Consider the following 22403-nt stretch of genomic DNA (forward strand, 5'->3'; position numbering starts at 1 on the left):
CCTTCATGGAGACCTTTGGCATTCTCGTTCCTCCCTGGATAACACTCTTTAAGTGATTTGTAATATTAGCTTTTCTTGTTCCATGCGGCCGGCGCCGCTGTTCGTTTCAGACCGGATTTTGGGTGCAAGCGGCGGCTCCGGTCAAGGCCGCTGCTGTTAAAGGATGAAGGCGCCGCCTTGCCGGCTCGCGCCTCGGCCTTTTTGCGGCCTCTTAGTTAGCAGTGAAGAGGTAAAGCAGGGCCGCCACGGCAGCGACCAGACCGGCGATCCAAACGATGGCCGGCAGGCCCTTGCGATCAGGTGTCGCCGACCCCGAAGACGCTTCGGGTTGCGGCTCAGCGGGCGCTGCCGCGGCAGGCGCGGGAGCGACCGGCTCCTCGCTTGCCGTCTCTTGCGCTGCGGGTTCCTCTGCGGGGGTCGGTTCCGCTGCCTCCGCTTGCGGTTCTTCGGAGGCGGGGGCCGCTGCACCGCCGCCGCCCACGATGGCGGAGAAGTTGTCGAAGAACTCTTCGGAAAGCTTCCTGGCGGTGCCGTCGACGAGGCGCGAGCCAATCTGCGCCAGCTTGCCGCCGACCTTGGCGTCCACGTCGTACTTGAGGATGGTGTCGCTGCCGTCTTCTTCGAGCTTCACCGAGGTTGCGGAAACGGGGCCGACTTTGGCTTTGACCTTGGCGGAGAAACTGTCGTCACCATCCTTTTCGAGGCTCTGGCACCCGGGAATCGACTGTTTCAAGACCTCCGGGTCGTTCAGGGCTTCCCAGACCTTCTCACGCGGGGCGGGAATGCGGCGCTCGCCGGACATCTGCATGGTTTGTCTCTCCTTTATTGGGTTCTTGCTCAGGCGGCGGCGCTCACCTCTCGCCGATCTCACCTGCTGTCGGATGATATGGAGCAAACGGTAACTTGTCCCCCGAGGCGCCGCAAGCAGCGGGCGGCAAGCGTCTCTGGGACAGCAGCAGTTGCAGCGGGAGGGAAACTGACCTCCAGATTGTCGGCCCGTCTTCCTGGTCGCTTGGCAGCCTCAAGCGCCAAAGGCGCAAGCAAGCCCTCGGCGGTTCAGCCCCGTTCGGCGCGCAGTATGATCTTGGCGCGGCGAAGGTGGGTGATCCTTTGTCCGTCAAGCACGACCAGCCTTTCCCGGACTGCGGTCGGAGCCTTCAATAGCCGGGCTGTGATTTCCTCCCGGCTCTCCGCCGATACGGCCATGCGGTCGAACCAGGCGTCAATGGGCTGAAGCTCTTCATAGAGGGCATCGCGGGCGATCCTGAACCCGGCGCCGGTGACGGCATCGCGCCACTGGGCCGCCGTCAGGTTCCCGACATGGCTATGGTCGCGCAAGAGATCGACCGATTGCATGACCTCGGCCGCCTCGGCGTCGTCCGGGGCGAGGGTGTCGTCCAGCACCAGCCGCCCGTCGGGGCGCAATAGTCGCAGGGCTTCCGACAGGAATCCGGAAAGGTCATGGAAGTGATGGGCGGCCGTGCGGCAGGTGATCAGGTCGAAGCTGCCGTCCTGGAAGGGCAGGGCGCTTGCGTGTGCCTGCTGGAAGACGACGTTGTTGATCTCCTCCTGGACAGCCAGCTCGCGGGCCTTGGCCAGCATGCCCTGGGCGATGTCCACGCCGATGACCACGCTCGCCTTGGAGGCGATGCGGAAGGCGGTATGGCCAGGGCCACAGCCGACATCCAGGCAGAGATAGTACTGACCGGGTTCCGCATAGGCCGCCAGAATATCGAGGTCGCCGCCGAAGGCATGGCTCTGGCTGCTGGCGTAGGCCGCCGCCTGTTGGGAGAAAACCGCCGCTGTCTCGGCGCTGCGCGGGTCCTGCATCCCTCCGCACCTCCTGCTCGCGTTCAGCCGTTGCTAGCGCCGCTCCACCGCGTCGCTTTGCCAGGGGATCGCAGCGCGCAACAGGCTATCCACTGTATAATAGAGGGAAATAGCCAAAATGGCCAAAAGGAACAGCGCGGCGAAGACCAGGTCGATCTGTAGGCGCGCGTTGGCGTGAAGCATCAGGTAGCCGAGGCCCGCCGAAGAGCCGACCCATTCGCCGACGATTGCCCCGATCGGCGCCACCGCCGTCGCCACCCGCAAGCCCGATGCGAGAGAGGGCAGGGCCGCCGGGATCTGAATGTAGCGCAGCCGCCGCCAGCGTGAGGCGTTCATGCTGCTGGCCAGATCGAGCCAGCCGGGTTCGGCGCGCCGCAGGCCGTCGTAGAAGGCGGCCGTCACGGGAAAGAAGATGATCATCGTGGCCATGGCGACCTTCGAGGCCATGCCGTATCCAAGCCAAAGGACGAGCAGCGGCGCGATGGCGAAGACCGGGATCGCCTGACTGGCCACCAGCAGCGGCAGCAGCCAAGGGCGAAGACCGCGCGCCGAGATCAGCGTGATCGCTGCCGCGCAGCCAAGGAGCGAACCGAAGAGCCAGCCGAGGAGGATCTCCGCCAGGGTGACGCCCGCGTGACCGGCGAGAGAGGTGGCGTGGACCGCCAAGGCCTTAAGCACGGCGGGCGGCCCGGGCAGAATATAGCGTGGCGCATCGGTGACCCAGACGATGAGCTGCCAGAGCAGCACCAGTCCGGCAAGAACCACAAAGGGTCTCCAGAGACGCATCATGCGCTGAGATCCTTTGCTTCGGCGAGCCGGGTCAGGAGATCGGCCTGCAACTGCATCAGCCGCGGGTCGTCCGGCGCATGCGGCGGCGCGCCGGGAAGCGCCTCGGCCACCGTCAGGCGGGCGGGACGCCCGGAAAGGACCAGGATCCGGTGGCCCAGGCGCAGAGCCTCCAAGGGGTCGTGCGTCACCAAGAGAACGCTCCGCTCCGCCAGCAAGCCGGCGGCCAGTGCTTGCAGTTGAAAGCGCGTGATCGCGTCGAGCGCGGAGAAGGGCTCGTCCATCAGGACAAGCGGCCGGTCTTCGAAAAGCGTGCGGGCGAGCGCCACCCTTTGGCGCATGCCGCCCGAGAGCGCCGCCGGGCGAAGGTCCGCCGCTTCCGACAAGCCGACCTTATCCAAAAGGGCGTCAGCGCGGCGGCGGTCCTCCGGCGAGAGATCGCCGCGCAGCCGCGCGCCCAGAAGCACGTTTTCGCGCGCGCTGGCCCAGGGAAGCAGCAGGTCTTGCTGGGCCATATAGGAGAACCGACCCTGGAGCGGCAGGCCGTCGCTGTCGGCGACCTCGCCCTCGGCGGCCTCATCCAGGCCCGCGATCAGGCGAAGCAGGCTCGACTTGCCAACGCCCGAAGGACCGAGCAGGCAGGTGGTCCGGCCTGCTTCCAGGTCGAGATCCAGTCCGTCGAAGAGCGCCCGGCCGCCGAAGGCGAGGCGGGCGCTGCGCAATCTTAAAGAGGGGGGCGGAGAGGCGGTCATGGTCCGAGCAAGACTATTGCAAGCCGGCGCGGTTGCAAGCGCGGTTGCAAGCTTGCAGGTGCCGCCGGGAACGCTACCTTCTGAAGCCATGAGAGAAACCGCGTCCAGCAGGTATTATGACCCGCCGCCCGGCAGCTTTCCCGATCCGCGCCGGCGGCCGGTCATGATCGGGAGCGAGATATACCGCTCATCGAGCTATGGCAGCCGCCATCCATTAGCGATCCCGCGTGTCTCGACCGTCATCGACCTCTGTCGCGCCCTCGGTTGGCTCGACGACGGGAACTACATCGACAGCCCCCGCGCGACGCCCGCTGATCTGGGCCGCTTCCACGACCCGGCCTACATCGCGGCGGTGCAGGCGGTGGAGGAGACCCAGCAGGCCAACGATTTTCAAAAGCAACGCTACAATCTCGGGGTCGCCGGAAATCCGGTGTACCCGGAGGTATTCAGACGGCCTGCGACCGCGGCGGGCGCCTCCCTGCTGGCCGGGAAGCTGCTGCGCGAGGGCGGCGTCATCCACAGTCCGGCCGGCGGGACGCATCATGCGAGAGCGGATAGCGCCAGCGGCTTTTGTTATTTCAACGATCCCGTGCTGGCGGTTTGCAGCCTGCTCGACAACGGCTGCGAGCGGGTCTTCTACCTGGACGTCGACGCGCACCACGGGGACGGCGTGCAGATCGCCTTCGAGCAGGAACCGAGGGTCTTCACCCTGTCTGTCCACGAGGATGGACGCTGGCCCATGCAGGCGGGCCGGGCGCTCGGCGGCTTGCACGACCGGGGCGGAGGACAGGCGCGCAACCTTCCGGTGCCGCCCGGCTTCAACGACAGCGAGATGGCTTACCTGCTGGAAGGGGCGATTCTGCCGCTCATTGAGGAGTTCGCACCCGATGCGATTGTTCTGCAATGCGGCTGCGACGGCCTCGAGGACGACCCGCTGAGCCGCCTGGCGCTCTCCAATCTTGCGCTCTGGCAGGTGGTGCGAGCGGTCCGGCGGCTGTCGCCCCGTCTGCTGGTCCTGGGCGGCGGAGGCTACAATCCCTGGGCCGTGGGCCGGTGCTGGAGCGGGGTCTGGGCCCAGCTCAACGACCGCCCGGTTCCCGAACGTCTGCCCGAAGCGGCCGAGGCCCTCATGCGGGGTCTGACCTGGCGCCACAGCAAGGGCCGCAATCCCCCGGAGGAATGGTTCACGACGCTGGCCGACAGGCCCAAGGGCGGTCCGGTGCGCCCGGAGGTGAGGGGGCTGGCGCGGGAGGTTCTGGCGAGGTGATCCGGGCTTGCCCGGCGCCGCCCTGGTCGGGCAGTCTTGGGCCCATGAAGCTCTCACGCCGAATTTTTCTCTTTGCGATTTTTGCACTTTGGGCTCTGCCGCTGGCGGCGCAGCAGCCTGAGGACCGCCCGGCCTTCAACCGGGACCGGATCGTGGTGGAAACGCTCGAGGGAGAGCGCTTCGGTTTCCTCGTTGAGTTGGCCGTCACGCCCCGCCAGCAGGCCTTCGGTCTGATGCATCAGCGGGCCCTGCGACCCGATGAGGGCATGCTTTTCCTCAACGATCCGCCGCGCAAGGCCAGCTTCTGGATGAAGAACACCCTGATCCCGCTCGACATGCTTTTCGTGGCCGAGGACGGGACCATTGAAAAGATCGCCGAACGCGTGCCGCCGCGCAGCCTTGATACCGTCGAATCAGACGGTCCGGCGCGCGCCGTGCTGGAAATCAATGGCGGATTGAGCGAGCAGCTTGGCATCACGCCCGGCTCGAAGGTTCTCTACAAGGCGTTCGGAACGGGCCTGGAGCCATAGGGCTCCTGTTCCCGGGGGCGCTATCGGGGGCGCTCACGGGCGCGCTTCGGGGGCCGCCAAACGAGCACCCTTGCGCCTTCGGGCTCAAAAGCCTTAAAGAACAACTCTGACGGCTCGGGGAGTAGCTCAGCTTGGTAGAGTGCCTGCTTTGGGAGCAGGATGTCGCTGGTTCGAATCCAGTCTCCCCGACCACTTGCTTTCCCCCTTCTCGGCGGCGGTGGGCTGGAAAAGCGGCGCTGGCCGCCCAAGCTCACGTCCAGAAGCCTTATCCAGGAAAGCCGGTCAATTGCGTTTCATCACCCTCTGCATCGCCCTCCTTCTGCTCCTGCCGGCTTTGCCGGCGCGGGCGAACTTCCTGTGGCAGGAGTATGGGGACTGGTCCTACTTCCAAACCTCGGGCTGGTGGCTGAACTGCCAGATCATGACGACCGGCCCGCGAGGTTTCTCGATCAGCTTCAAGTCCCAGATCGACACCGAGAGCGGCGCTGCCGACAGCGAGTTCTTTCTCTATTCCAAAGACCTCTCCGGCATTGCCGGAGAACGCGGAAGCTTGCGGGTTTTTCTGGCCTTCGACGGAGCCGAGCCCCAAGAACTCACCCTGGACGTCGACCGCCCCACGAAAGCCAGCCTGGAGATCGGGCCCCAGTGGACGCTGATCAAGGAGTTCCTCTGGCGCGGCGAAGCCGTTCTTTACGAGGCTTCCGGCCGGAAGATCGACAGCTTTTCCCTGCACGGCGCGCAGCAGGGGATAGACCGCTGGCGGGCCTGTCTGGGCGGCGACAAGGTCTAAGCCCCTGGCTCCGTCCATATCTCCAGCGTTTTAGGGATATTTTAACCACCCTGGGGTTATCGTCATCCTGGAGGCGAGGGCCGACTGCCTGGCGGCCTTCGCTCAGTCTGGTTCGAGGAGGATACGATGTCCGGCAGGGAACAGATCTACGATTTCATGGTGCGCGAGGTCATGTCGCGCGGCGGAATCACCTTTGAGGTGGTCGACAAGGTTACCGGCGACACCCTCACCAAGGAGTACCACCGGGCTGGCAACGACCCCTATTACATGATCGCGGCGGTGTTTCTCATCTCTCATATCTTCATCTTCATTTGCCTGAAGATGGGCATGATCACGCCGGACATCGTCTTCTTCATCGAGATCGGCATCCTTATTCTGCTCACCATGATTTATCGGCTCTTGCGGAAGGACTCCCTTGTCTTTGAGACCACCCGCAGACGCTCGATCTTCGAGGTCATGCGTTTCCTGCGTCCGCGCAGCGAAGCGGAGAAGGAGCAGTACAACACCGACTGGGTTGATTGAGGGGCTTCGCGTCCCGCCCGCCGCGGCGCATCGGACCGCCGGACTTGCCTGAAAGCGCTCAAGCCCGTAAGTAGGAGGGACCGCGAAGCGTTCACCTCGACCGTCGCTTGATCGAGCAGAAGGCCAGACCATGCAGGTTCGTATCTACCAGCCGCCCAAGACCACCATGCAATCCGGCCGCGCGCGCAGCGACCGCTGGCTCCTGGAGTTCGAGCCCGGCGCAAAGCGCGAGATCGAACCGCTGATGGGCTGGACCTCGGCCAAGGAAACCCGCCACCAGGTCCGGCTCTGGTTCGACAGCCGCGAACAGGCGGTGGCCTACGCCGAAAAGCACGGCCTTATGTACAGCGTGGAAGAGCCCAAGACCCGCACCATCAAGCCCAAGGCCTACGCCGACAACTTCGCCTTCAGCAGACTGGGGCGCTGGACCCACTGACGGTCTAGCGCGGCCCCCTGTTTTCCAGCTTAACTCTCCAGCCTAACTCTCTGCCTGCCCAACAGCCTCAAAGCGCCCGTAGCTCAGCTGGATAGAGCACTCGCCTTCTAAGCGAGCGGTCGTAGGTTCGAATCCTACCGGGCGCGCCAAAGGCCCCCGCGAACCCTCACTCCGCCAGCGCGCCATCCTTCCAGGTCCGGAAGAAGCAGTTGTGGGCGCCGGTGTGGCAGGCGGGGCCGGTCTGGTCGACCAGGAGGAGCAGGGTGTCGCCGTCGCAGTCTACGCGCAGTTCGACCAGTTTCTGGACGTTCCCGGAGCTCTCTCCCTTACGCCAGAGCGCCTGGCGGGAGCGCGACCAGTAGGTCACCTGTCCCGTCTCCAGCGTTTCGGCGAGCGATTCGGCGCTCATCCAGGCCATCATCAGGATCTCGCCGCTGTCGTGCTGCTGGGCGATGGCGGGCACGAGCCCGCGGGCGTCGAAGGCGATCTCTGACGCCAGGGTTTCCGGCAGGCTGTAGCTTACGTCGGTCATGTCGCTCCACTCGCTTGGGTCAGCCGCTGGAATCCCGCTTCCAGATCGGCGATGAGATCGTCCGGGTCCTCCAGACCTATATGGTAGCGGATCAGGGGGCCCGGTGCCTCCCAACCGCCCGGCAGGCGATATTTCTCCGGATAGGCGGTGACGGCAAGGCTGGCGAAGCCGCCCCAACTGGCCCCGATCTCGAAAAGCTCGTAGCCGTCGATCATCGCGGCCACGGCGTCCTTGCCGTACGGCTCGGCGAGCACGGCGCCCAGCAACCCGGTCCCGCCTTCGAAGTCGCGCTGCCAAAGGGCGTGGCCCGGATCGCTTTCGAGCGGCGGATAGAGCACGCGTGCGACCTCCGGCCGCGCTTCCAGCCAGCGGGCGACCTTCAAGGCCGAAGCGCCGTGCTGCGCCAGGCGGGGCGCCAGGGAGCGCAGGCCGCGCAGCCCGAGGTAAGCCTCCTCAACGCCGCAGCAGTGTCCATGGTAGAGCGTCTCGTGCACCACCTGCGTCGCCACCTCGGGCGCCAGGGAGAGATAGCCGAGCATGATGTCCGCATGGCCCCCAATGTATTTGGTTCCGGCCTGAATGGAGACGTCCACGCCGAATTCGATGGGGCGGAAATAGACCGGCGTCGCCCAGGTGTTGTCGAAGGCCGTGCGGATGCCATGGCGCTTGGCGACCTCGACGAGGGCGGGGACATCCTGAACCTCGAAGGTCGCCGAGCCTGGCGATTCCATGTAGATGAGCTTGGTGTTCGGCCGGACCAGATCTTCGATGCCGGCGCCGATCAGCGGATCGTAGTAAGTGGTTTCGACCCCGTAGCGCTTTAGGACGCGGTCGCAAAAACGGCGGCCCGGAAAGTAGATGCTGTCGGTCACCAGGATATGGTCGCCCGCCTCCACGAAGACCTGGAGGGCCATGGTGACCGCAGCCAGACCGGAGGAGAGGGTGATGCTGTCGGCCGCACCCTCCAACTCGCTGATCGCTTCTTGAAAGGCGAAGTGGGTGCGCGTGCCGGAAACGCCGTAGCTGGCGCGGCCTGAACCGCGGGGCGGGCGCTTCTCATAGTCGCCGATGCTCTCGAACGCGATGGTGGAGGCCCTGTGCAGCGGAACGTTGAGCGAGCCGTCCCAGTCTTCGGGGTGCCGGCCGCTGCGCTGCAAGCGTGTTAGAAGGCGGTCACGGGTCTTTCGGGTCATCGCTTGTTCCTGCTAGTTGCCTTGCGGGCGGGCCGTTTCAGGCAATGCTAGCGACGCGCTCATGAGACACCGCTTAAGCAGCGCACGCCTGAATCCTATCCCTACAATCATGGCATAAGTCCTTGCTTCAAAAATAAAACTTGTTCACCGACTGAGCCATATTCGCGCGCCGGTCAAGCCTGTTGCCTTTCCCGTCCAACTATCGCATGGTTTGCTGTCGGTTTCGCAAGCGCCAGCCGCTGCCTTGGGGCTTTGGCGAGGAACCGGGTCTAACATCAATCAAGGCACTACAGGGAAGGTGAAAAACCATGCATCTCAAATCTATTCTGGCTGCTGGAGCCGGTCTTCTGATCAGCTCCGCCGTCGCTCAGGCCGCGACCCTGGACGACGTTAAAGCCAACGGTAAGCTTCGCTGCATCGTGACCACTGGTCTGGTCGGCTTCGCTTACACTGACGAGAACGGTCGCTGGAATGGCTTCGACGTTGACTTCTGCCGCGCCACTGCGGCGGCCGTCCTGGGCGATCCGGACGCCGTTGACTTCGTGCCGACCACCGGTAAGACCCGCTTCACCGCGCTGAACTCCGGCGAAGGTGACGTGCTCTACCGCAACACCACGATCACCATGAGCCGCGATGCGGACCTGAAGCTGACTTTCCTGGGCGTCAACTACTACGACGGACAGGGCTTCATGGTTCCCGCCGGTCTCGGCGTCTCCTCCGCCAAGGAGCTGAACGGCGCCTCGGTCTGCATCCAGACCGGCACCACGACCGAGCTGAACCTGGCCGACTACTTCCGTAAGAACAACATGGAATACGAGCCGGTTCCCATCGAGACCAACGAAGAGGCACGCACCAACTACCTGGCCGGCCGTTGCGACGTCTACACGACGGACGCTTCCGGTTTGGCCGCTACGCGCGCCACCTTCGATGATCCCAAGGGCCACATCATTCTGCCCGAGATCATCTCCAAGGAGCCCCTGGGCCCGGCCGTCCGTCAGGGCGACGATGCCTGGGCGGACATTGTCCGTTGGGTTCTGATCGGCCTTATCGCCGCCGAGGAGTATGGCCTGACGCAGGATAACGTCATGGACATGGCCTCCGGCGTCACCGGCAACCCCGACGTCGATCGCATGACCGGCGCCGAGGGCGACTTCGGTGCGATGATCGGCCTGGAGAGCGATTGGCTGGTCAAGGCTGTTGCGGCTTCGGGCAACTACGGCGAGATCTTCGACCGTAACATCGGCCCGGACACCGACATCGGCCTGGAGCGTGGCTTGAACGCTCAGTGGACCGATGGCGGCCTGATGTACGCCCCGCCGATCCGCTAAGGTTGACCGGAGCTTGAAAACCGACCGGCGGCGTGGAGCGTCTTTGAACGCTACGCGCCGCCGGTTTTGGTTTTGAAGACGCCGAGCCATTTGGCTCTTACCCGTAGCGGTCCATTCAAGAGACCGCAGGGGATGAACTGCTCAGAGGTCGGACACCCTGCGCGAGGGGATGCTGGAGCTAGGGGGCTTCAACAAGCGATAGGGTTGGCGGCAAGCACGCAAGAAGTGCTTCCGCGCCTGCGTCACGGCTTCGATCCGATCCGGCCTTTCGCCGGGTCGCCTTGCCGCCCTACAGCTATTCCTTCTGGAACGTTGGGGACGGTTGGGAGTTCGTCGAATAATAACGAACAGGAATCGGGATGCTTCCATGACGGCGCAAGTCTCTTCGGATAAAAGAAGCGCGGTCTCACGCCTGTGGAACGACAAGGAATCGCGCTCGGTGATGATCCAGATCATCACGATCGGCGCGCTCTTCGCCTTGTTCTTCTATCTCGGCGTGAACGCCTACTTGAACCTCAAGGCGATCGGCAAGGACCTGAGCTTTGAGTTCCTTTGGCAGCCTGCCAGCTACGATATCAACCAGACCCTGATCGAATACAATTCGCGCTCGACTCACTTCCGGGCGATGATCGTCGGTCTGCTGAATACTCTGCTGGTGGCGGTTGCGGGCATCATGCTGGCGACCATCCTGGGCTTTATCGTGGGCGTTCTGCGCCTTACGAAGAACTGGTTGGTGAACCGGATCGCCTATTGCTACGTCGAGGCCCTTCGGAACGTGCCGCTGCTGCTGTGGATCCTGCTGATCCACGGCGTCGTCGTCGGGACGCTCCCCTCTGTACGGGATGCCCTTGGCCTCGGAGACATCTTCTTCCTGTCCAATCGCGGCCTCTATGCGCCCAGCGCGAATTTCGAGCCGCTTTTCCTGGCGACCGCGCTCGCCTTTGTCGGCGGCATCGGCTTTTCCATCTGGTTCAAGCGGCGCGCGAAGAAGATCCAGGAGGAGACGGGCCGCATCCTGCCGGTGCTCTGGACGTCGCTTGGCGCCATATTCCTTTTCCCGGCCATCGTGTTCCTGATCACCGGTCTTCCGATCCAGTGGAGCATTCCGGAGTTGCAGGGTTTCAACTTCGCCGGCGGCTTCTCGATCAAGCCGGAGTTCCTGGCGCTTTGGCTAGCGCTCTCGATCTACACCTCCGCCTTCATCGCAGAGATCGTCCGCTCGGGCATCCTGGCGGTCGCCCATGGGCAGACGGAGGCGGCGGGGGCGCTTGGCCTGCGCACGAACCGGACCTTGCAGCTGATCATCATTCCGCAGGCGCTGCGGGTGATCGTTCCGCCGCTGACGAGCCAGTATCTGAACCTCACCAAGAACTCTTCTCTGGCGATCGCAATCGGTTACATGGACATCGTGGCGACCATCGGCGGCATCTCGCTGAACCAGACGGGCCGCGAGATGGAGTGCATGGCCTTGGTGCTGATCATCTATCTCAGCTTCTCGCTCAGCATTTCGATGTTCATGAACTGGTACAACAAGCGCATCAAGCTGGTTGAGAGATAGGGGGCGGGACATGACCGATACAACGCAAGAGACCTACGCCCCCGGAAAGCATCCGGATCTTCCGCCGCCCGCGCTCACGACGGGCGTTGTGGGCTGGATCAGGGCCAACCTTTTCTCATCGATCGGGAACTCGATCCTCACCCTGGCCGCCCTGGGCGTCCTGGCGATGATCGTGCCCAAGGTCCTGGACTTCATGATCTTTGACGCCGTCTTCTTCGCGGAAGACCGCCAGGAGTGTCAGGCCCTGGGCGACGGCGCCTGCTGGGCGGTGATCATCGAACGCTTCCAGGTGTCGCTCTACGCCTTTTATCCCGATGAACTCCGTTGGCGGCCGAACTTGGCTTTCGTGCTGCTTTTCGTGGCCCTGGGACCGCTTCTTTTCGATAAGTTCCCGGCGCGCAAGCCGATGCTGATCTTCTCGATCATCTATCCCTTCCTGGCGGCCTGGCTGGTCGTCGGTGGTCTGGGGCTGGAGCCGGTCGAGACCAACAAGTTCGGCGGCGTCATGCTGACGATCATCATCGGCGTGACCGGCATCGTGGGGTCGCTGCCTCTGGGTATCGTTCTCGCACTCGGAAGGGTTTCGAACCTGCCGGCGGTCAAGATCGTCTGCGTCGGCTTCATCGAGTTCATCCGCGGCGTGCCCTTGATCGCGCTGCTGTTCATCGCCTCGACCATGCTCAACTACTTCCTGCCTCCGGGCACGGAGTTCGACCTGCTGTTGCGGGTGTTGATCATGGTGACGCTCTTCTCCTCGGCCTATATCGCCGAGGTGGTTCGCGGCGGTCTGCAGGCGGTAGCAAAAGGGCAGTACGAAGCGGCGGATTCCATGGGACTGACCTATTGGCAGTCCATGCGGCTGATCGTGCTGCCTCAAGCCCTGAAGATTTCGATTCCCGGGATCGTGAACACCTTCATCGGCCTCTACAAGGACACCACGCTGGTCATCATCATCGGCCTTCTTGATGTGCTGGGCGTCATGAAATCGGCGCTGGCCGATCCCAAGTGGAACGGACTGGCGGTCGAGGTCTACATCTACACCGCCGTATTCTTCTTCATTTCCTGCTTCGCCATGTCCCGGTACTCGCTGTACCTGGAGAAGAAGCTGCACACCGGGCATAAGCGCTAAAGGGAGCCAAGAAACATGTCAGAACAGGTAATCGAGAGAAAAGAGTCGGCGATAAGCGATGACATCGCCATCAAGATCACCGAGATGCACAAGTGGTACGGTGAATTCCACGTGCTCAAGAACATCAACCTTTCGGTCCAGCGCGGCGAGCGTATCGTGATCTGCGGGCCTTCGGGGTCGGGCAAGTCAACGATGATCCGCTGCATCAACAGGCTGGAGGAGCACCAGCAGGGCTCCATCATGGTCGATGGGATTGAGTTGACCAACGATCTCAAGAACATCGACGCGATCCGGCGCGAGGTCGGCATGGTCTTCCAGCACTTCAACCTCTTCCCGCATCTCACGGTGCTGGAGAACTGCACCCTGGCGCCGATCTGGGTCCGCAAGGTCCCGAAGAGGGAGGCCGAGGCGACCGCCATGGAGTATCTGACCCGCGTCAAGATTCCCGATCAGGCGAACAAGTACCCGGGTCAGCTTTCGGGCGGTCAGCAGCAGCGTGTGGCCATCGCCCGCTCGCTCTGCATGAAACCTCAGATCATGCTGTTCGACGAGCCAACTTCGGCTCTCGATCCCGAGATGATCAAGGAGGTGCTGGACACCATGATCTCGCTGGCCGAGACCGGCATGACCATGCTCTGCGTCACCCACGAAATGGGTTTCGCGCGGACCGTGGCCGACCGGGTGATCTTCATGGACGGCGGAGAGATCATCGAGGAGAACAAGCCCGAACCCTTCTTCACCAATCCTCAGTCCGACCGCACCAAGCTCTTCTTGAGCCAGATCCTGGGGCATTGATCCCCTTTAGCGGATGACAGCAGCCTGCCGGCGGTCAGACCCGCCGTCGGGCTGCCATTCGACCGGTCAATTCCTTCCTGCCCCTGGTTCTTTCCCTTTCATGGCGCCGCCTTGCCTGCTATCTGCATGGTAGTTTATGTGCTGACCAGCTTGGTGCTCATGGGTCGGTCGAGGAGAACTGAGTATGTCTATGGCGATTAAGCGCTTGCGGAACGGCCTCAGGCTTGCGCTTGGGATGGAATTGGAGCCCGGTGACGTGAACAAGAAGATGTTGTTGCCTTGCAACGTGATCCGGGCGCCCAAGCCCGCCGAAAAGCGCACTTTGATCGTCCTCGGCATGCCCAGCGGCGGCACCTCCATGACGGCAGGCGCCTTGCGCATCATGGGCGTCAACATGGGGGACGACTACGACGACGCGAATCAGGAGGATTACGAGTTCCCAAGGCTCGCCGCGTCCCTCCAGCCGCTGCATGATTCGAAAGGCCGGCCGATCGATTCGAAGTTCGAGGAACTGCGCAAGCTGGTGCGCAGGCGTAATGAAGAGAAGGCGGTCTGGGGGTTCAAGGATCCGCACTCCAGGCTCTACATCCAGGAGATCTACCCGGCGCTCAGGAATCCCCATTTTCTGATGATCTTCCGCGATCACATGGCGGCAGCGCAGCGCATCAACTTCCGCAGCCAGACCGAGCATCTGGATAGCATCGAGGCCTATCTCGATCATCAGATGCAGTTGGTGCGTTTCGTGAAGTCGAATAAGGCGCCCCTGCTTCTCATCAGCTATGAACGGGCGCTGCGCTTGCGCGAGTCCTTTGCGCGCCAGGTGGCTGAGTTCGCGGGGCTTGAGTTGGACGAGGAAACCCTGTCCACGGTCATGCACTACATCCGTCCCGACCGTGGCGGCGGCAACATCGATGCCTCCTATCTCGCCACCGACAAGGCTTTCTGGCGGGCGCGCGAGATCAAGAATCCCGGCAAGTAAGAAGCCCCGAACGGCAAGCGCCGCTTCGCTCTTCTGAGAGGCTCACTCTTCTAAGGGAATCACTCCGGTTTCGCGGGGGTCGTCAATCGTGAAGTCCTCGCGACGGGTCGGCTGGAAGCCCATCTTTTGATAGAGCGGCAGCGCCTTGGGGTGATCCAGCGTGCAGGTGTTGACCGTCAGCTTCTTCGGGCCCTTGTCCCATGCCAGATCTATGGCGCTTTGCAGCAGCCAACCGCCGAGGCCGCGCCCGACAAACTCGGGCAGCAGGCCGAACAGGGCCAGGTCCACAATGCCTTCGCGGCGGGCGTCCAATTCAAAGAAGCCGGCCGGTGCGCCGTTGATGTAGAGGACGTAGACCTCAACCGCCGGGTGGTGAATCACCGCGAGCAGTTCCTCGTCGCTCTTCATGCGTCTTTCGTACCAGGTCCAGGGACGGCCCGCCGTGTTGTAGAGATAGCGGTAGAAGGAAATCGGCGGCTCGTCCGCGCGCAGCAGCGCGTAGCTCTGCTTGGTGGGATGCGGCTGCTTTGGAGAGGGGTGCCGCTCGGTCATCTCCAGATAGGTGATGGTGACCGCCAGTCGGGCGGCCTTGGCTTCCGGCGGGGCTTCCCCCCGGTCTATCAACCAGCGCTGCCAGATACGGCAGGGGTTTATTTCGTAACCGAGCGCTTCATAGAACCCGTTTGCTTGCTTGTTCGTGGGCCGCACGAAGAGCTGCACCTTCGGCACGTTGCGATCCTTGAGCCAGGCTTCGGCCTCCGCCACCATGCGCCGGCCCAGGCCGCGCCGCTGCAGTTCCGGCGCCGTCGCCAGATAGTAGAAGTAGCCGCGGTGCCCGTCATGGCCCACGCAGACCGAGGCGACCAAACGGCCCTCAACTTCACCGATCAGGATGTCGGCGTCGGCGCTGGCCATCCAAAGCGCGATGTCCCGCTCGGGCTTGTTGTACCAGACCACAAGTCCAAGGGTCTCCCAGAGGGCGACCAGACTGTCGTAGTCGCTCTCCTGGTAGCTTCTGATCTCCAATCCGTCGAGCGGGTCGGCAAGCGACATGGTGCGATATCCTCAACCCTTTTCGATGGGGAGTTCGTTCGCCGGATCGCCCCATTCGGCCCAGGACCCGTCATAGACGGCGATGTCCTTGTGGCCAATCTCATTCAAGGCCATCGCGAGGACGGCCGCGGTGACACCCGATCCGCAGGTGGTCACCACCGGCTTCGAGAGATCCAGGCCGGCCCGCTCGAAACGCTCCTTCAGCAGGTGAGGGGGCAGGAGGACACCTGAGGCGCTGTCGATCACGTCGGTGAAAGGCAGGTTCAGGCTCCCCGGAATATGCCCGCCTTCAAGCCCGGGGCGAGGTTCCGGCTCCTCGCCCTTGAAGCGCCCGGCTGAGCGGGCGTCCAGTACCTGGAAACGGCCGCGCTCCAGATTGCTCAGCATCTGGTCGCGCTCCTTCACCATCATGGCGTTCATGCGCGCGGTGAAGTGCCGCTCCCCCACAGATGGCTGAGGGCCGCTGACGGTCGGATGGCCTTCCGCCTTCCATTTCGGCAGGCCGCCATCCAAGACGGCCACGTCGTCGTGGCCGAAGACCTTGAAGCTCCACCAGACACGCGGCGAGGAGCGCATGCCCAGGCGGTCGTAGACCACGATGCGGTTGCCGTCGCCCAGTCCCAGCTTGCGGACGCGCGAAGCGAACTTTTCGGGGGAAGGCAGCATGTGGGGCAGGGGGGAATCGCTGTCCACGATCTCGTCGATATCGAAGAAGACCGCGCCCGGGATATGTTCTTCCTCGTATTCCTCAGCCGCGTTCCGCCCCTCGTTGGGCAGGAAGAAGGTGGTGTCCACGATGCGGACATCGGGGGCGTCGAGGTGCTCTGCGAGCCAAGCGACGGAGACGATGGCGCTGTTGTTGTCCGGCATGGGGTATCAGGCCTCTTCCAGAATGAGATTGATGCGGCGGTTTTGCTTTCCCTTGTTCTCGATCTTGCCGACGCGAACCTTGCCGATCTCCCCGGTGCGGGAAACGTGGGTGCCGCCGCAGGCTTGCAGGTCCACGCCCTCGATCTCCAGCAGGCGCACCTGTCCGAAGCCGGTGGGCGGGCTGACCGACATGGTGCGCACCAGATCGGGATTGGACTTCAGTTCCTCATCGCTGACCCAGCGCGGCCGTACAGGATGGTCCTCTTCGATCAGGCGGGTGAGGGCCTCCTGCAACGCCTCCTTGTCCGGAGACTCCGGGAGATTGAAATCGAGGCGGCCCTTGCCGTCGCCAACCGAACCGCCGGTGACCTCTCCGTCGATCAGCGAGCAGAGAAGATGCAGGCAGGAATGCATGCGCATGTGGCGGTGGCGGCGCTCCCAATCGATCTCGGCTTTCACCGCCGCGCCTTCCGGGGGCAAGGGCGAGCCTTCGGCCAAAAGGTGCAGCACCTCGCCGGGGTTTGGACCCTTACGCGCTTCGACCACCTGGAAGACCTGACCCTCGGGCGTGGTCAAACTGCCGCTGTCGCCCGGCTGGCCGCCACCGGTCGGATAGAAAACCGTTTGCGTCAGGACGACCCCGTTCTCGTCGGCGCGCAGAACCTCGGCTTCGCAGGCGGTCAGGTAGGAGTCGTCTTGATAGAGGGCTGTCATGGGAATGCCTTTCTTACTGTCCCAGGGCCTCGACCCACGCCGGAACCGGCAGATCCTTCGAGCGCAGGAAGTCCGGGTTGAAGAGCTTGGAGGAGTAGCGCGTACCATAGTCGCAGAGGATCGTGACGATGGTGTGCCCCGGCCCGAGTTCCTTGGCCAGGCGGATCGCGCCGGCGACATTGATCCCGCTGGACCCGCCGAGGATGAACCCTTCTTTTTCGGCCATCTCGAAAACCAGGGGAATCGCTTCCCTGTCGGGGATGTTGAAGGGCCGGTCGACGGAGAGGCCTTCCAGGTTCGCTGTGATCCGGCCCTGACCGATGCCTTCGGTGATGGAGCTGCCCTCCGCCTTCAACACGCCCTTAGCGAAGTGGCTGTAGATGGCGGAGCCGTCCGGATCGGCAAGACCGATGATAACAGCGGGATTGCGCTCCCTCAGCGCCATCGCCGTGCCGCAGAGCGTGCCTCCTGTGCCGACCGAGCAGATGAAGCCATCCACCTTGCCATCGGTCTGTTCCCAGATTTCCGGCCCGGTCGTCTCGTAGTGGCCCTTGCGGTTCGCCGTGTTGTCGAACTGATTGGCCCAGAAGGCGCCGTTGGGCTCGCTGGACGCCAGTTCCTCGGCGATCCTTCGGGAGACGTGGACGTAGTTCTCGGGATTCTTGAAGGGAACCGCGGGAACCTCCTTCAACTCCGCGCCGCAGAGGCGGAGCATGTCCTTCTTCTCCTGGCTCTGCGTTTCGGGGATGACGATGAGACTGCGGTATCCCCGGGCGCGCCCGACCAGGGCGAGGCCGATGCCCGTATTGCCGGCGGTGCCCTCCACGATGACCCCGCCTGGGCGGATCTGTCCTTTCTCCTCGGCGTCCTTGATGATGGCCAAGGCCGCCCGGTCCTTTACCGAGCCGCCGGGGTTAAGGAACTCGGCCTTGCCGAGGATAGCGCAGCCCGTCTCCGCGGAAGCTTGGCGAAGCTTGATGAGGGGCGTATTGCCGATCGTGCCGATGAAGCCGTCGCGGATCATCATGGGAGGGAGCTTTCCTCAATCCTTGTTGTTCTATAAGCCGCTGGAAGGGCTTTCCGGCGCCTGCTCGCCGCGGCGGCAAGCCTAATCCCCGGAACCGGCAGCGGCAAGCCGCCGGGTTCGATGGTGGGTCAGCGCCAGAGCGCGCGCAACCGGTCCCTGTTCAATTGCAGCCACTGAAGCGCGATGATGGCCGGCGAGTTCTGAATCCTTCCCGTCGCCAGGAGCTCCACGGCATCCTCATAGGCCACGACGCGCGCCAGGATGTCCTCGTGCTCGTGATCGAGGCCGTGGACGCCGCCCAGCCCCCGGGAATCGATCCATCCTGCGAAGATCGTCACGATCTCGGTGCAGGCGCCTTGGCTTGGCATGTAGGTCAATATCTTCTCGAGCGCTTTGGGACGGCAGCCCGCTTCCTCCTCGGCCTCTCTCGCGGCGACCTCCTCAAGCTCCTCGCCCGGCTCGACAATCCCGGCCACGATCTCGGCCTGCCAGGCCTCCATGCCGTTTTCGTGGGCGGGCAGCCGGAACTGTTCGATCAGCAGCACGGCGTCGGCCACGGGGTCGTAGGGGAGGAGGGCAACCACGGGATCGCGTTGGAAGAGTTCGCGCTCCATCTCCCCCGACCAGCCGCCGTTGAAGAGCTCATGACGAAGGCTCACCCGGTTGAGCTTGAAGAATCCTTCATAGATCGTCTCCCGCTTCAGAATCTCGATGGCTTTCGGCGGCATGGGCGGATCCTTATTCAAGATGGCGTAATCAAAACGTTATTTGGCCAGTAGCCTCGGGGAATGTAACCCTTCTCCTGCACAGCAAAAGAGGGAGAAGGGCGGATGGCCATCGAAAGCAGCAAGATCACTTTCACGGGGGTTGACGGGCAGGCTCTGGCGGCCCGGCTCGACAGTCCGGCCGGCCCGGTCCGCGCTTATGCCCTTTTCGCGCACTGCTTCACCTGTTCAAAGGACATCTTTGCCGCCTCCCGCATTGCGCGCGGCCTGGCCGAAAAGGGGATCGCGGTCCTGCGCTTCGACTTCACCGGCCTTGGCGCCAGCGAAGGGGAGTTCGCCAACACCAACTTCTCATCCAACGTCCAGGACCTGCTGGCCGCCGCGGAGCACCTTCGGCAGCACTACCAGGGGCCCGCCATCCTGATCGGCCACAGCCTGGGCGGTGCCGCCGTTTTGGCAGCGGCGGGCGATATCCCCGAGTGCAAAGCCGTGGCGACGATCGGCGCGCCCGCCGATCCGGCGCACGTCGCCCATAACTTCCAGCCGAACCTTGAGGAGATCGAGGCCAAGGGCGAGGCCTCGGTGCAACTCGCAGGCCGCAGTTTCACGATCAAGAAGCAGTTTCTAGACGACGTCAGGGAACAAAGGCTCAGCCGGCGCATCGCCTCCTTAAAGCGCGCGCTTCTGGTCTTTCATGCGCCCCTGGACGAGACGGTGGGCATCGACAACGCAACGCAGATCTTCGTTGCGGCCAAACACCCCAAGAGCTTCGTTTCTCTCGACAAGGCCGACCATCTGCTTAGCCGCCACGAAGATGCGGGCTATGTGGCAGAGGTCCTGGCCGCCTGGGCCGCCCGCTATCTGCCCAGCGCAGAGAAGGACGAGAAGGAGACGCAGCCGGTGAAGGGCGTGGTGGTTCGCTCCACCGGACAGGGCCGCTTCACCCAGGAAGTCCTGGCGCGCCACCACCGCCTCCTCGCCGACGAGCCGAAGAGCGTCGAGGGCGCGCTGGACCTGGGCCCCAGCCCCTATGAGTACCTTCTGGCGGGACTTGGGGCCTGTACCTCCATGACCTTGCGTATGTACGCGGACCGGAAGGGCTGGCCGCTCGAAGGTGTGAGCGTTGCGCTCGACCATGGCCGCATCCATGCAGAGGACTGCAGTGACTGCGCTACGAAGGAAGGCAAGGTCGACGAGATATCGCGCGAACTGACCCTGAGCGGTCCCTTGGACGAGGCGCAACGTGAGCGGCTCCTGGAGATCGCGGACATGTGCCCCGTGCACCGGACATTGGAGAATGAGATAAAGATTCGGACTCGGGAGAGAAAGGGCTAGCCCTCGCGGCTCAGGACCTGTTGACTATAGTGGCTGGCGTTTCGTTGCAGAGACTGCGCGCGCTGGCCACCCTGAATTCCTGGCGGACAGGACCGGATTATCATGGACGCGAGCGCGGGCCGCGGGCCCCATCATCCAAAGATCGACGAGGCCAAGGACCTGATGACGCGCGGGCGGCTCGACCGGCGCGAGTTCGTCCGGATCGCCGCGCTGCTCGGGCTGGGAGCGGGGGCCGCCTACGCCATGGCGGGTTTGCCGGCCCCGGCGCGTGCGGAGGAGGGTACGCCCTTTCCGGCAGCGGCCCCTGAGGCGAAAAAGGGCGGCGTGCTGAGGGTGGCCATGCAGGTCCAGCCAATGGACGACCCGGCGACCTACGCTTGGGTCGAAATGTCCAACCAGACCCGTCACATCGTCGAGTACCTCACCTTTACCGGCACCGATAACATAACCCGGCCGATGCTGGCCGAGAGCTGGGAGGCCAATGACGACCTGACGGTCTGGACCTTCAAGATCCGTCCCGGCGTGCGTTGGCATAGCGGGGAGGAGCTGACCGCCCAGCACGTCCGCGCGAGCTTTCTACGCGCCATGGACCCGGATTTAGGGGCGGGCGGGGTTACCGGTCTTTCCACCTTTGCGGCCATGACGACGCTTCAGGACGGCAAGCTTACAATGCTGCCCGGATCCATTGAGGCGCCGGACGATCGCACGCTGGTGATGCGCCTCCAGAAGCCCGTCTTGTCGGTGCCTGAGGACTGCTACAACTACCCGGCGGCGATCCTGCATCCTTCTTTCGAGCCGCCGTTTTCAGAAAACCCCATCGGCACGGGCCCCTTTACCCTCAGTGAACTGATCGTGGGGGAGCGCTGCATCCTGAAGCGGGTTACCGAGACCAGCGACGGGAAGCCCTTCGAGTACTGGGGCGGTGACGTCTTCCTGGACGAGATCCATTACTACAACTTCAATGAGGCCGCGCAGTTGGAGGCCGTGGCCTCCGGTGCGGTGGACGCCATCTATGAGTTCGGTATCGAGCAGTTGGATCTGGCCCGCTCCCTCTTGGATGCGAAGATCATTCTGGCCCAGACGGCGCAGACATTGGTGTGCCGCATGCAAGTCAGTCAGCCCCCCTTTGACGACCCCAGGGTTCGTAAGGCGATTCAGTTGAGCGTCGACCGGGAGGCGGTCATGCGGCGCGCTTTTCCGGTGGGGGCCGTCGTCGCGGAGGATCACCATGTCGCTCCGTTGCATCCGGAGTATTTCCGACTGCCCCCCATGGAACGGAACCCGGATGCGGCCCGCGCATTGCTGGCCGAGGCGGGGCATGAGCAGTTGGACCTCACGATTGATGTCGGAAACACCGATGGCCCATGGCACCAGACGGTCTGCGAAGCGATAAAGGAGCAACTGGCGGAGGTCGGGATCAATCTGACGGTCAACGTCATGCCGCCCTCCGACTACTGGGGCATCTGGAAGACGACGGCTTTCGGCGCGACCGCCTGGACCCATAGGCCACTCGGCACCATGTCGCTGTCGCTTGGCTACCGGAGCGGCGTTCCCTGGAACGAAACGCACTTCAGCGATCCCGATTTCGATGCCGCCCTTGACGAGGCAGAGGCAACTCTGGACGTCGAGCAACGGCGCGAGAAGATGGAGGAGGTGGAGCGGCGGCTGCAGGAGGCTGCGGTGATCCTGCAACCGCTCTGGAGGCCTGTCCTGACCATTACCAAGTCGAAGGTTCAGGGCTATCCCGCTCACCCCACCCAGTATCATCAGTTCAATAAGGTTTGGCTGGCGTAAGCCGGCTTGGCGCCTTTCAAAAAAATCGGGGCGTGGAGGCGGGCGCTTTCGTCCCCGCCTACCACGCCCCGATAGAAGCAATCAGGCAAGCATTCGTCGCTCTACTGCGGCCTCTCTCGGCCTGTCGGTCCTGGGCAGGGTCTACGCCGCTTTCTCCTAAAAGAGCACTTGCAGGACGGTAAAGGGGCTCCCCGTCGAGAAGTAAGAAGCAGCGGACATACCGCAGAGTCCGACCAGGAGCAGCAGCAATGATTTCTGCAGTCCGGACATGGTTCCCTCGGTCACTAGATCATCCTCCAGTATCAAGTCACTCTTCCCCCCAAGAATGAGCTCCCGATGATCGCCAGGCGCCCTTGAAAGGAATCTTAACGGCGCGGCCATCAGGACCGGAATTAATGTTAAATCTTGTGAACGAGGCATGATGACGAAATATAAGAAAAAGGCCGGAAGCCATTGGG

General features: G+C 63.3%; 24 protein-coding genes and 2 tRNA genes. 14 read left to right on the plus strand and 12 right to left on the minus strand.

Annotated elements, in window-relative coordinates:
- Positions 1–211: 211 nt before the first annotated feature.
- From P8X75_11010 to P8X75_11025, 4 genes are all read right to left on the minus strand, one after another.
- Positions 212–808 carry a carbon monoxide dehydrogenase subunit G gene (locus P8X75_11010; protein ID MEJ1995720.1) on the minus strand — a complete coding sequence of 199 codons (597 nt, stop codon included), beginning with the start codon at positions 806–808 and terminating at the stop codon, positions 212–214.
- A gap of 248 nt (positions 809–1056) precedes the next feature.
- A complete protein-coding gene (locus P8X75_11015; GenBank protein MEJ1995721.1) occupies positions 1057–1830 on the minus strand; it encodes a methyltransferase domain-containing protein in 774 nt (257 codons plus the stop codon).
- 33 nt (positions 1831–1863) lie between these two features.
- Positions 1864–2619 (minus strand): ABC transporter permease, encoded by a 756-nt coding sequence (locus tag P8X75_11020; GenBank protein MEJ1995722.1) that lies wholly within the window; start codon positions 2617–2619, stop codon positions 1864–1866.
- Positions 2616–3368, minus strand: a complete 753-nt coding sequence (locus tag P8X75_11025) for an ABC transporter ATP-binding protein (protein ID MEJ1995723.1) — start codon at positions 3366–3368, stop codon at positions 2616–2618. The genes P8X75_11020 and P8X75_11025 overlap by 4 nt, the downstream gene beginning before the upstream one ends.
- A gap of 88 nt (positions 3369–3456) precedes the next feature.
- On the opposite strand from P8X75_11025, the gene P8X75_11030 reads away from it, so the two are divergent.
- The 7 genes from P8X75_11030 to P8X75_11060 all read left to right on the plus strand — a co-directional run bounded on the left by P8X75_11030 (position 3457) and on the right by P8X75_11060 (position 7062).
- Positions 3457–4635 (plus strand): acetoin utilization protein AcuC, encoded by a 1179-nt coding sequence (locus P8X75_11030; GenBank protein ID MEJ1995724.1) that lies wholly within the window; start codon positions 3457–3459, stop codon positions 4633–4635.
- Positions 4636–4679: 44 nt separating this feature from the next.
- Entirely contained in the window at positions 4680–5165 is a 486-nt protein-coding gene (locus P8X75_11035; GenBank protein MEJ1995725.1) for a DUF192 domain-containing protein, read from the plus strand.
- 115 nt (positions 5166–5280) lie between these two features.
- Positions 5281–5357: transfer RNA gene (locus tag P8X75_11040), tRNA-Pro, on the plus strand.
- A gap of 94 nt (positions 5358–5451) precedes the next feature.
- Positions 5452–5955, plus strand: coding sequence for a hypothetical protein (locus tag P8X75_11045; protein MEJ1995726.1), 504 nt, complete (start codon positions 5452–5454; stop codon positions 5953–5955).
- A 126-nt stretch (positions 5956–6081) separates the two neighbouring features.
- On the plus strand, positions 6082–6477 hold the full coding sequence (locus tag P8X75_11050) for a hypothetical protein (protein ID MEJ1995727.1): 396 nt from the start codon (positions 6082–6084) through the stop codon (positions 6475–6477).
- 130 nt (positions 6478–6607) lie between these two features.
- Positions 6608–6913 carry an ETC complex I subunit gene (locus P8X75_11055; protein ID MEJ1995728.1) on the plus strand — a complete coding sequence of 102 codons (306 nt, stop codon included), beginning with the start codon at positions 6608–6610 and terminating at the stop codon, positions 6911–6913.
- Positions 6914–6985: 72 nt separating this feature from the next.
- Positions 6986–7062, plus strand: a tRNA-Arg gene (locus P8X75_11060).
- A 17-nt stretch (positions 7063–7079) separates the two neighbouring features.
- Here the strand turns inward: P8X75_11060 and hisI are convergent.
- The gene (gene hisI / locus P8X75_11065) at positions 7080–7445 is read right to left on the minus strand and encodes a phosphoribosyl-AMP cyclohydrolase (GenBank protein ID MEJ1995729.1); all 366 of its coding nucleotides are present in this window, start codon (positions 7443–7445) and stop codon (positions 7080–7082) included.
- Positions 7442–8638: a cystathionine beta-lyase gene (gene metC, locus P8X75_11070; protein MEJ1995730.1), complete on the minus strand. Its 1197-nt coding sequence runs from the start codon at positions 8636–8638 to the stop codon at positions 7442–7444. The genes hisI and metC overlap by 4 nt, the downstream gene beginning before the upstream one ends.
- 308 nt (positions 8639–8946) lie before the next feature.
- Here metC and P8X75_11075 point away from each other — a divergent pair, with 308 nt between their 5' ends.
- From P8X75_11075 to P8X75_11095, 5 genes are all read left to right on the plus strand, one after another.
- Positions 8947–9966 (plus strand): amino acid ABC transporter substrate-binding protein, encoded by a 1020-nt coding sequence (locus P8X75_11075; protein ID MEJ1995731.1) that lies wholly within the window; start codon positions 8947–8949, stop codon positions 9964–9966.
- 367 nt (positions 9967–10333) lie between these two features.
- A complete protein-coding gene (locus P8X75_11080) occupies positions 10334–11524 on the plus strand; it encodes an ABC transporter permease subunit (protein MEJ1995732.1) in 1191 nt (396 codons plus the stop codon).
- A gap of 10 nt (positions 11525–11534) precedes the next feature.
- Positions 11535–12653 carry an amino acid ABC transporter permease gene (locus P8X75_11085; GenBank protein ID MEJ1995733.1) on the plus strand — a complete coding sequence of 373 codons (1119 nt, stop codon included), beginning with the start codon at positions 11535–11537 and terminating at the stop codon, positions 12651–12653.
- Between the two features lie 15 nt (positions 12654–12668).
- Complete coding sequence (locus P8X75_11090; GenBank protein MEJ1995734.1) at positions 12669–13448, plus strand: amino acid ABC transporter ATP-binding protein; 780 nt, start codon at positions 12669–12671, stop codon at positions 13446–13448.
- Positions 13449–13632: 184 nt separating this feature from the next.
- Entirely contained in the window at positions 13633–14427 is a 795-nt protein-coding gene (locus tag P8X75_11095; protein MEJ1995735.1) for a hypothetical protein, read from the plus strand.
- Positions 14428–14469: 42 nt separating this feature from the next.
- Here P8X75_11095 and P8X75_11100 read toward each other — a convergent pair whose 3' ends face one another.
- The 5 genes from P8X75_11100 to P8X75_11120 form a co-directional block, all read right to left on the minus strand.
- A complete protein-coding gene (locus tag P8X75_11100) occupies positions 14470–15480 on the minus strand; it encodes a GNAT family acetyltransferase (GenBank protein MEJ1995736.1) in 1011 nt (336 codons plus the stop codon).
- A gap of 12 nt (positions 15481–15492) precedes the next feature.
- Positions 15493–16350: a 3-mercaptopyruvate sulfurtransferase gene (gene sseA, locus P8X75_11105; protein ID MEJ1995737.1), complete on the minus strand. Its 858-nt coding sequence runs from the start codon at positions 16348–16350 to the stop codon at positions 15493–15495.
- Between the two features lie 6 nt (positions 16351–16356).
- Positions 16357–17064: an alanyl-tRNA editing protein gene (locus P8X75_11110; protein ID MEJ1995738.1), complete on the minus strand. Its 708-nt coding sequence runs from the start codon at positions 17062–17064 to the stop codon at positions 16357–16359.
- Positions 17065–17077: 13 nt separating this feature from the next.
- On the minus strand, positions 17078–18091 hold the full coding sequence (locus tag P8X75_11115; protein MEJ1995739.1) for a cysteine synthase A: 1014 nt from the start codon (positions 18089–18091) through the stop codon (positions 17078–17080).
- 128 nt (positions 18092–18219) lie between these two features.
- The gene (locus P8X75_11120) at positions 18220–18819 is read right to left on the minus strand and encodes an NUDIX domain-containing protein (protein ID MEJ1995740.1); all 600 of its coding nucleotides are present in this window, start codon (positions 18817–18819) and stop codon (positions 18220–18222) included.
- Between the two features lie 102 nt (positions 18820–18921).
- On the opposite strand from P8X75_11120, the gene P8X75_11125 reads away from it, so the two are divergent.
- Together P8X75_11125 and P8X75_11130 are read left to right on the plus strand one after the other, a co-directional pair.
- A complete protein-coding gene (locus P8X75_11125) occupies positions 18922–20151 on the plus strand; it encodes a bifunctional alpha/beta hydrolase/OsmC family protein (protein ID MEJ1995741.1) in 1230 nt (409 codons plus the stop codon).
- A gap of 102 nt (positions 20152–20253) precedes the next feature.
- The gene (locus tag P8X75_11130) at positions 20254–21945 is read left to right on the plus strand and encodes an ABC transporter substrate-binding protein (protein ID MEJ1995742.1); all 1692 of its coding nucleotides are present in this window, start codon (positions 20254–20256) and stop codon (positions 21943–21945) included.
- Positions 21946–22101: 156 nt separating this feature from the next.
- On the opposite strand, the gene P8X75_11135 is transcribed toward P8X75_11130, so the two are convergent.
- A partial coding sequence (locus P8X75_11135) for a hypothetical protein (GenBank protein MEJ1995743.1) occupies positions 22102–22403 on the minus strand: 302 nt, incomplete at its 5' end.

This window comes from Limibacillus sp. (genome assembly GCA_037379885.1).
In the GTDB taxonomy this organism is placed as follows: domain Bacteria; phylum Pseudomonadota; class Alphaproteobacteria; order Kiloniellales; family CECT-8803; genus JARRJC01.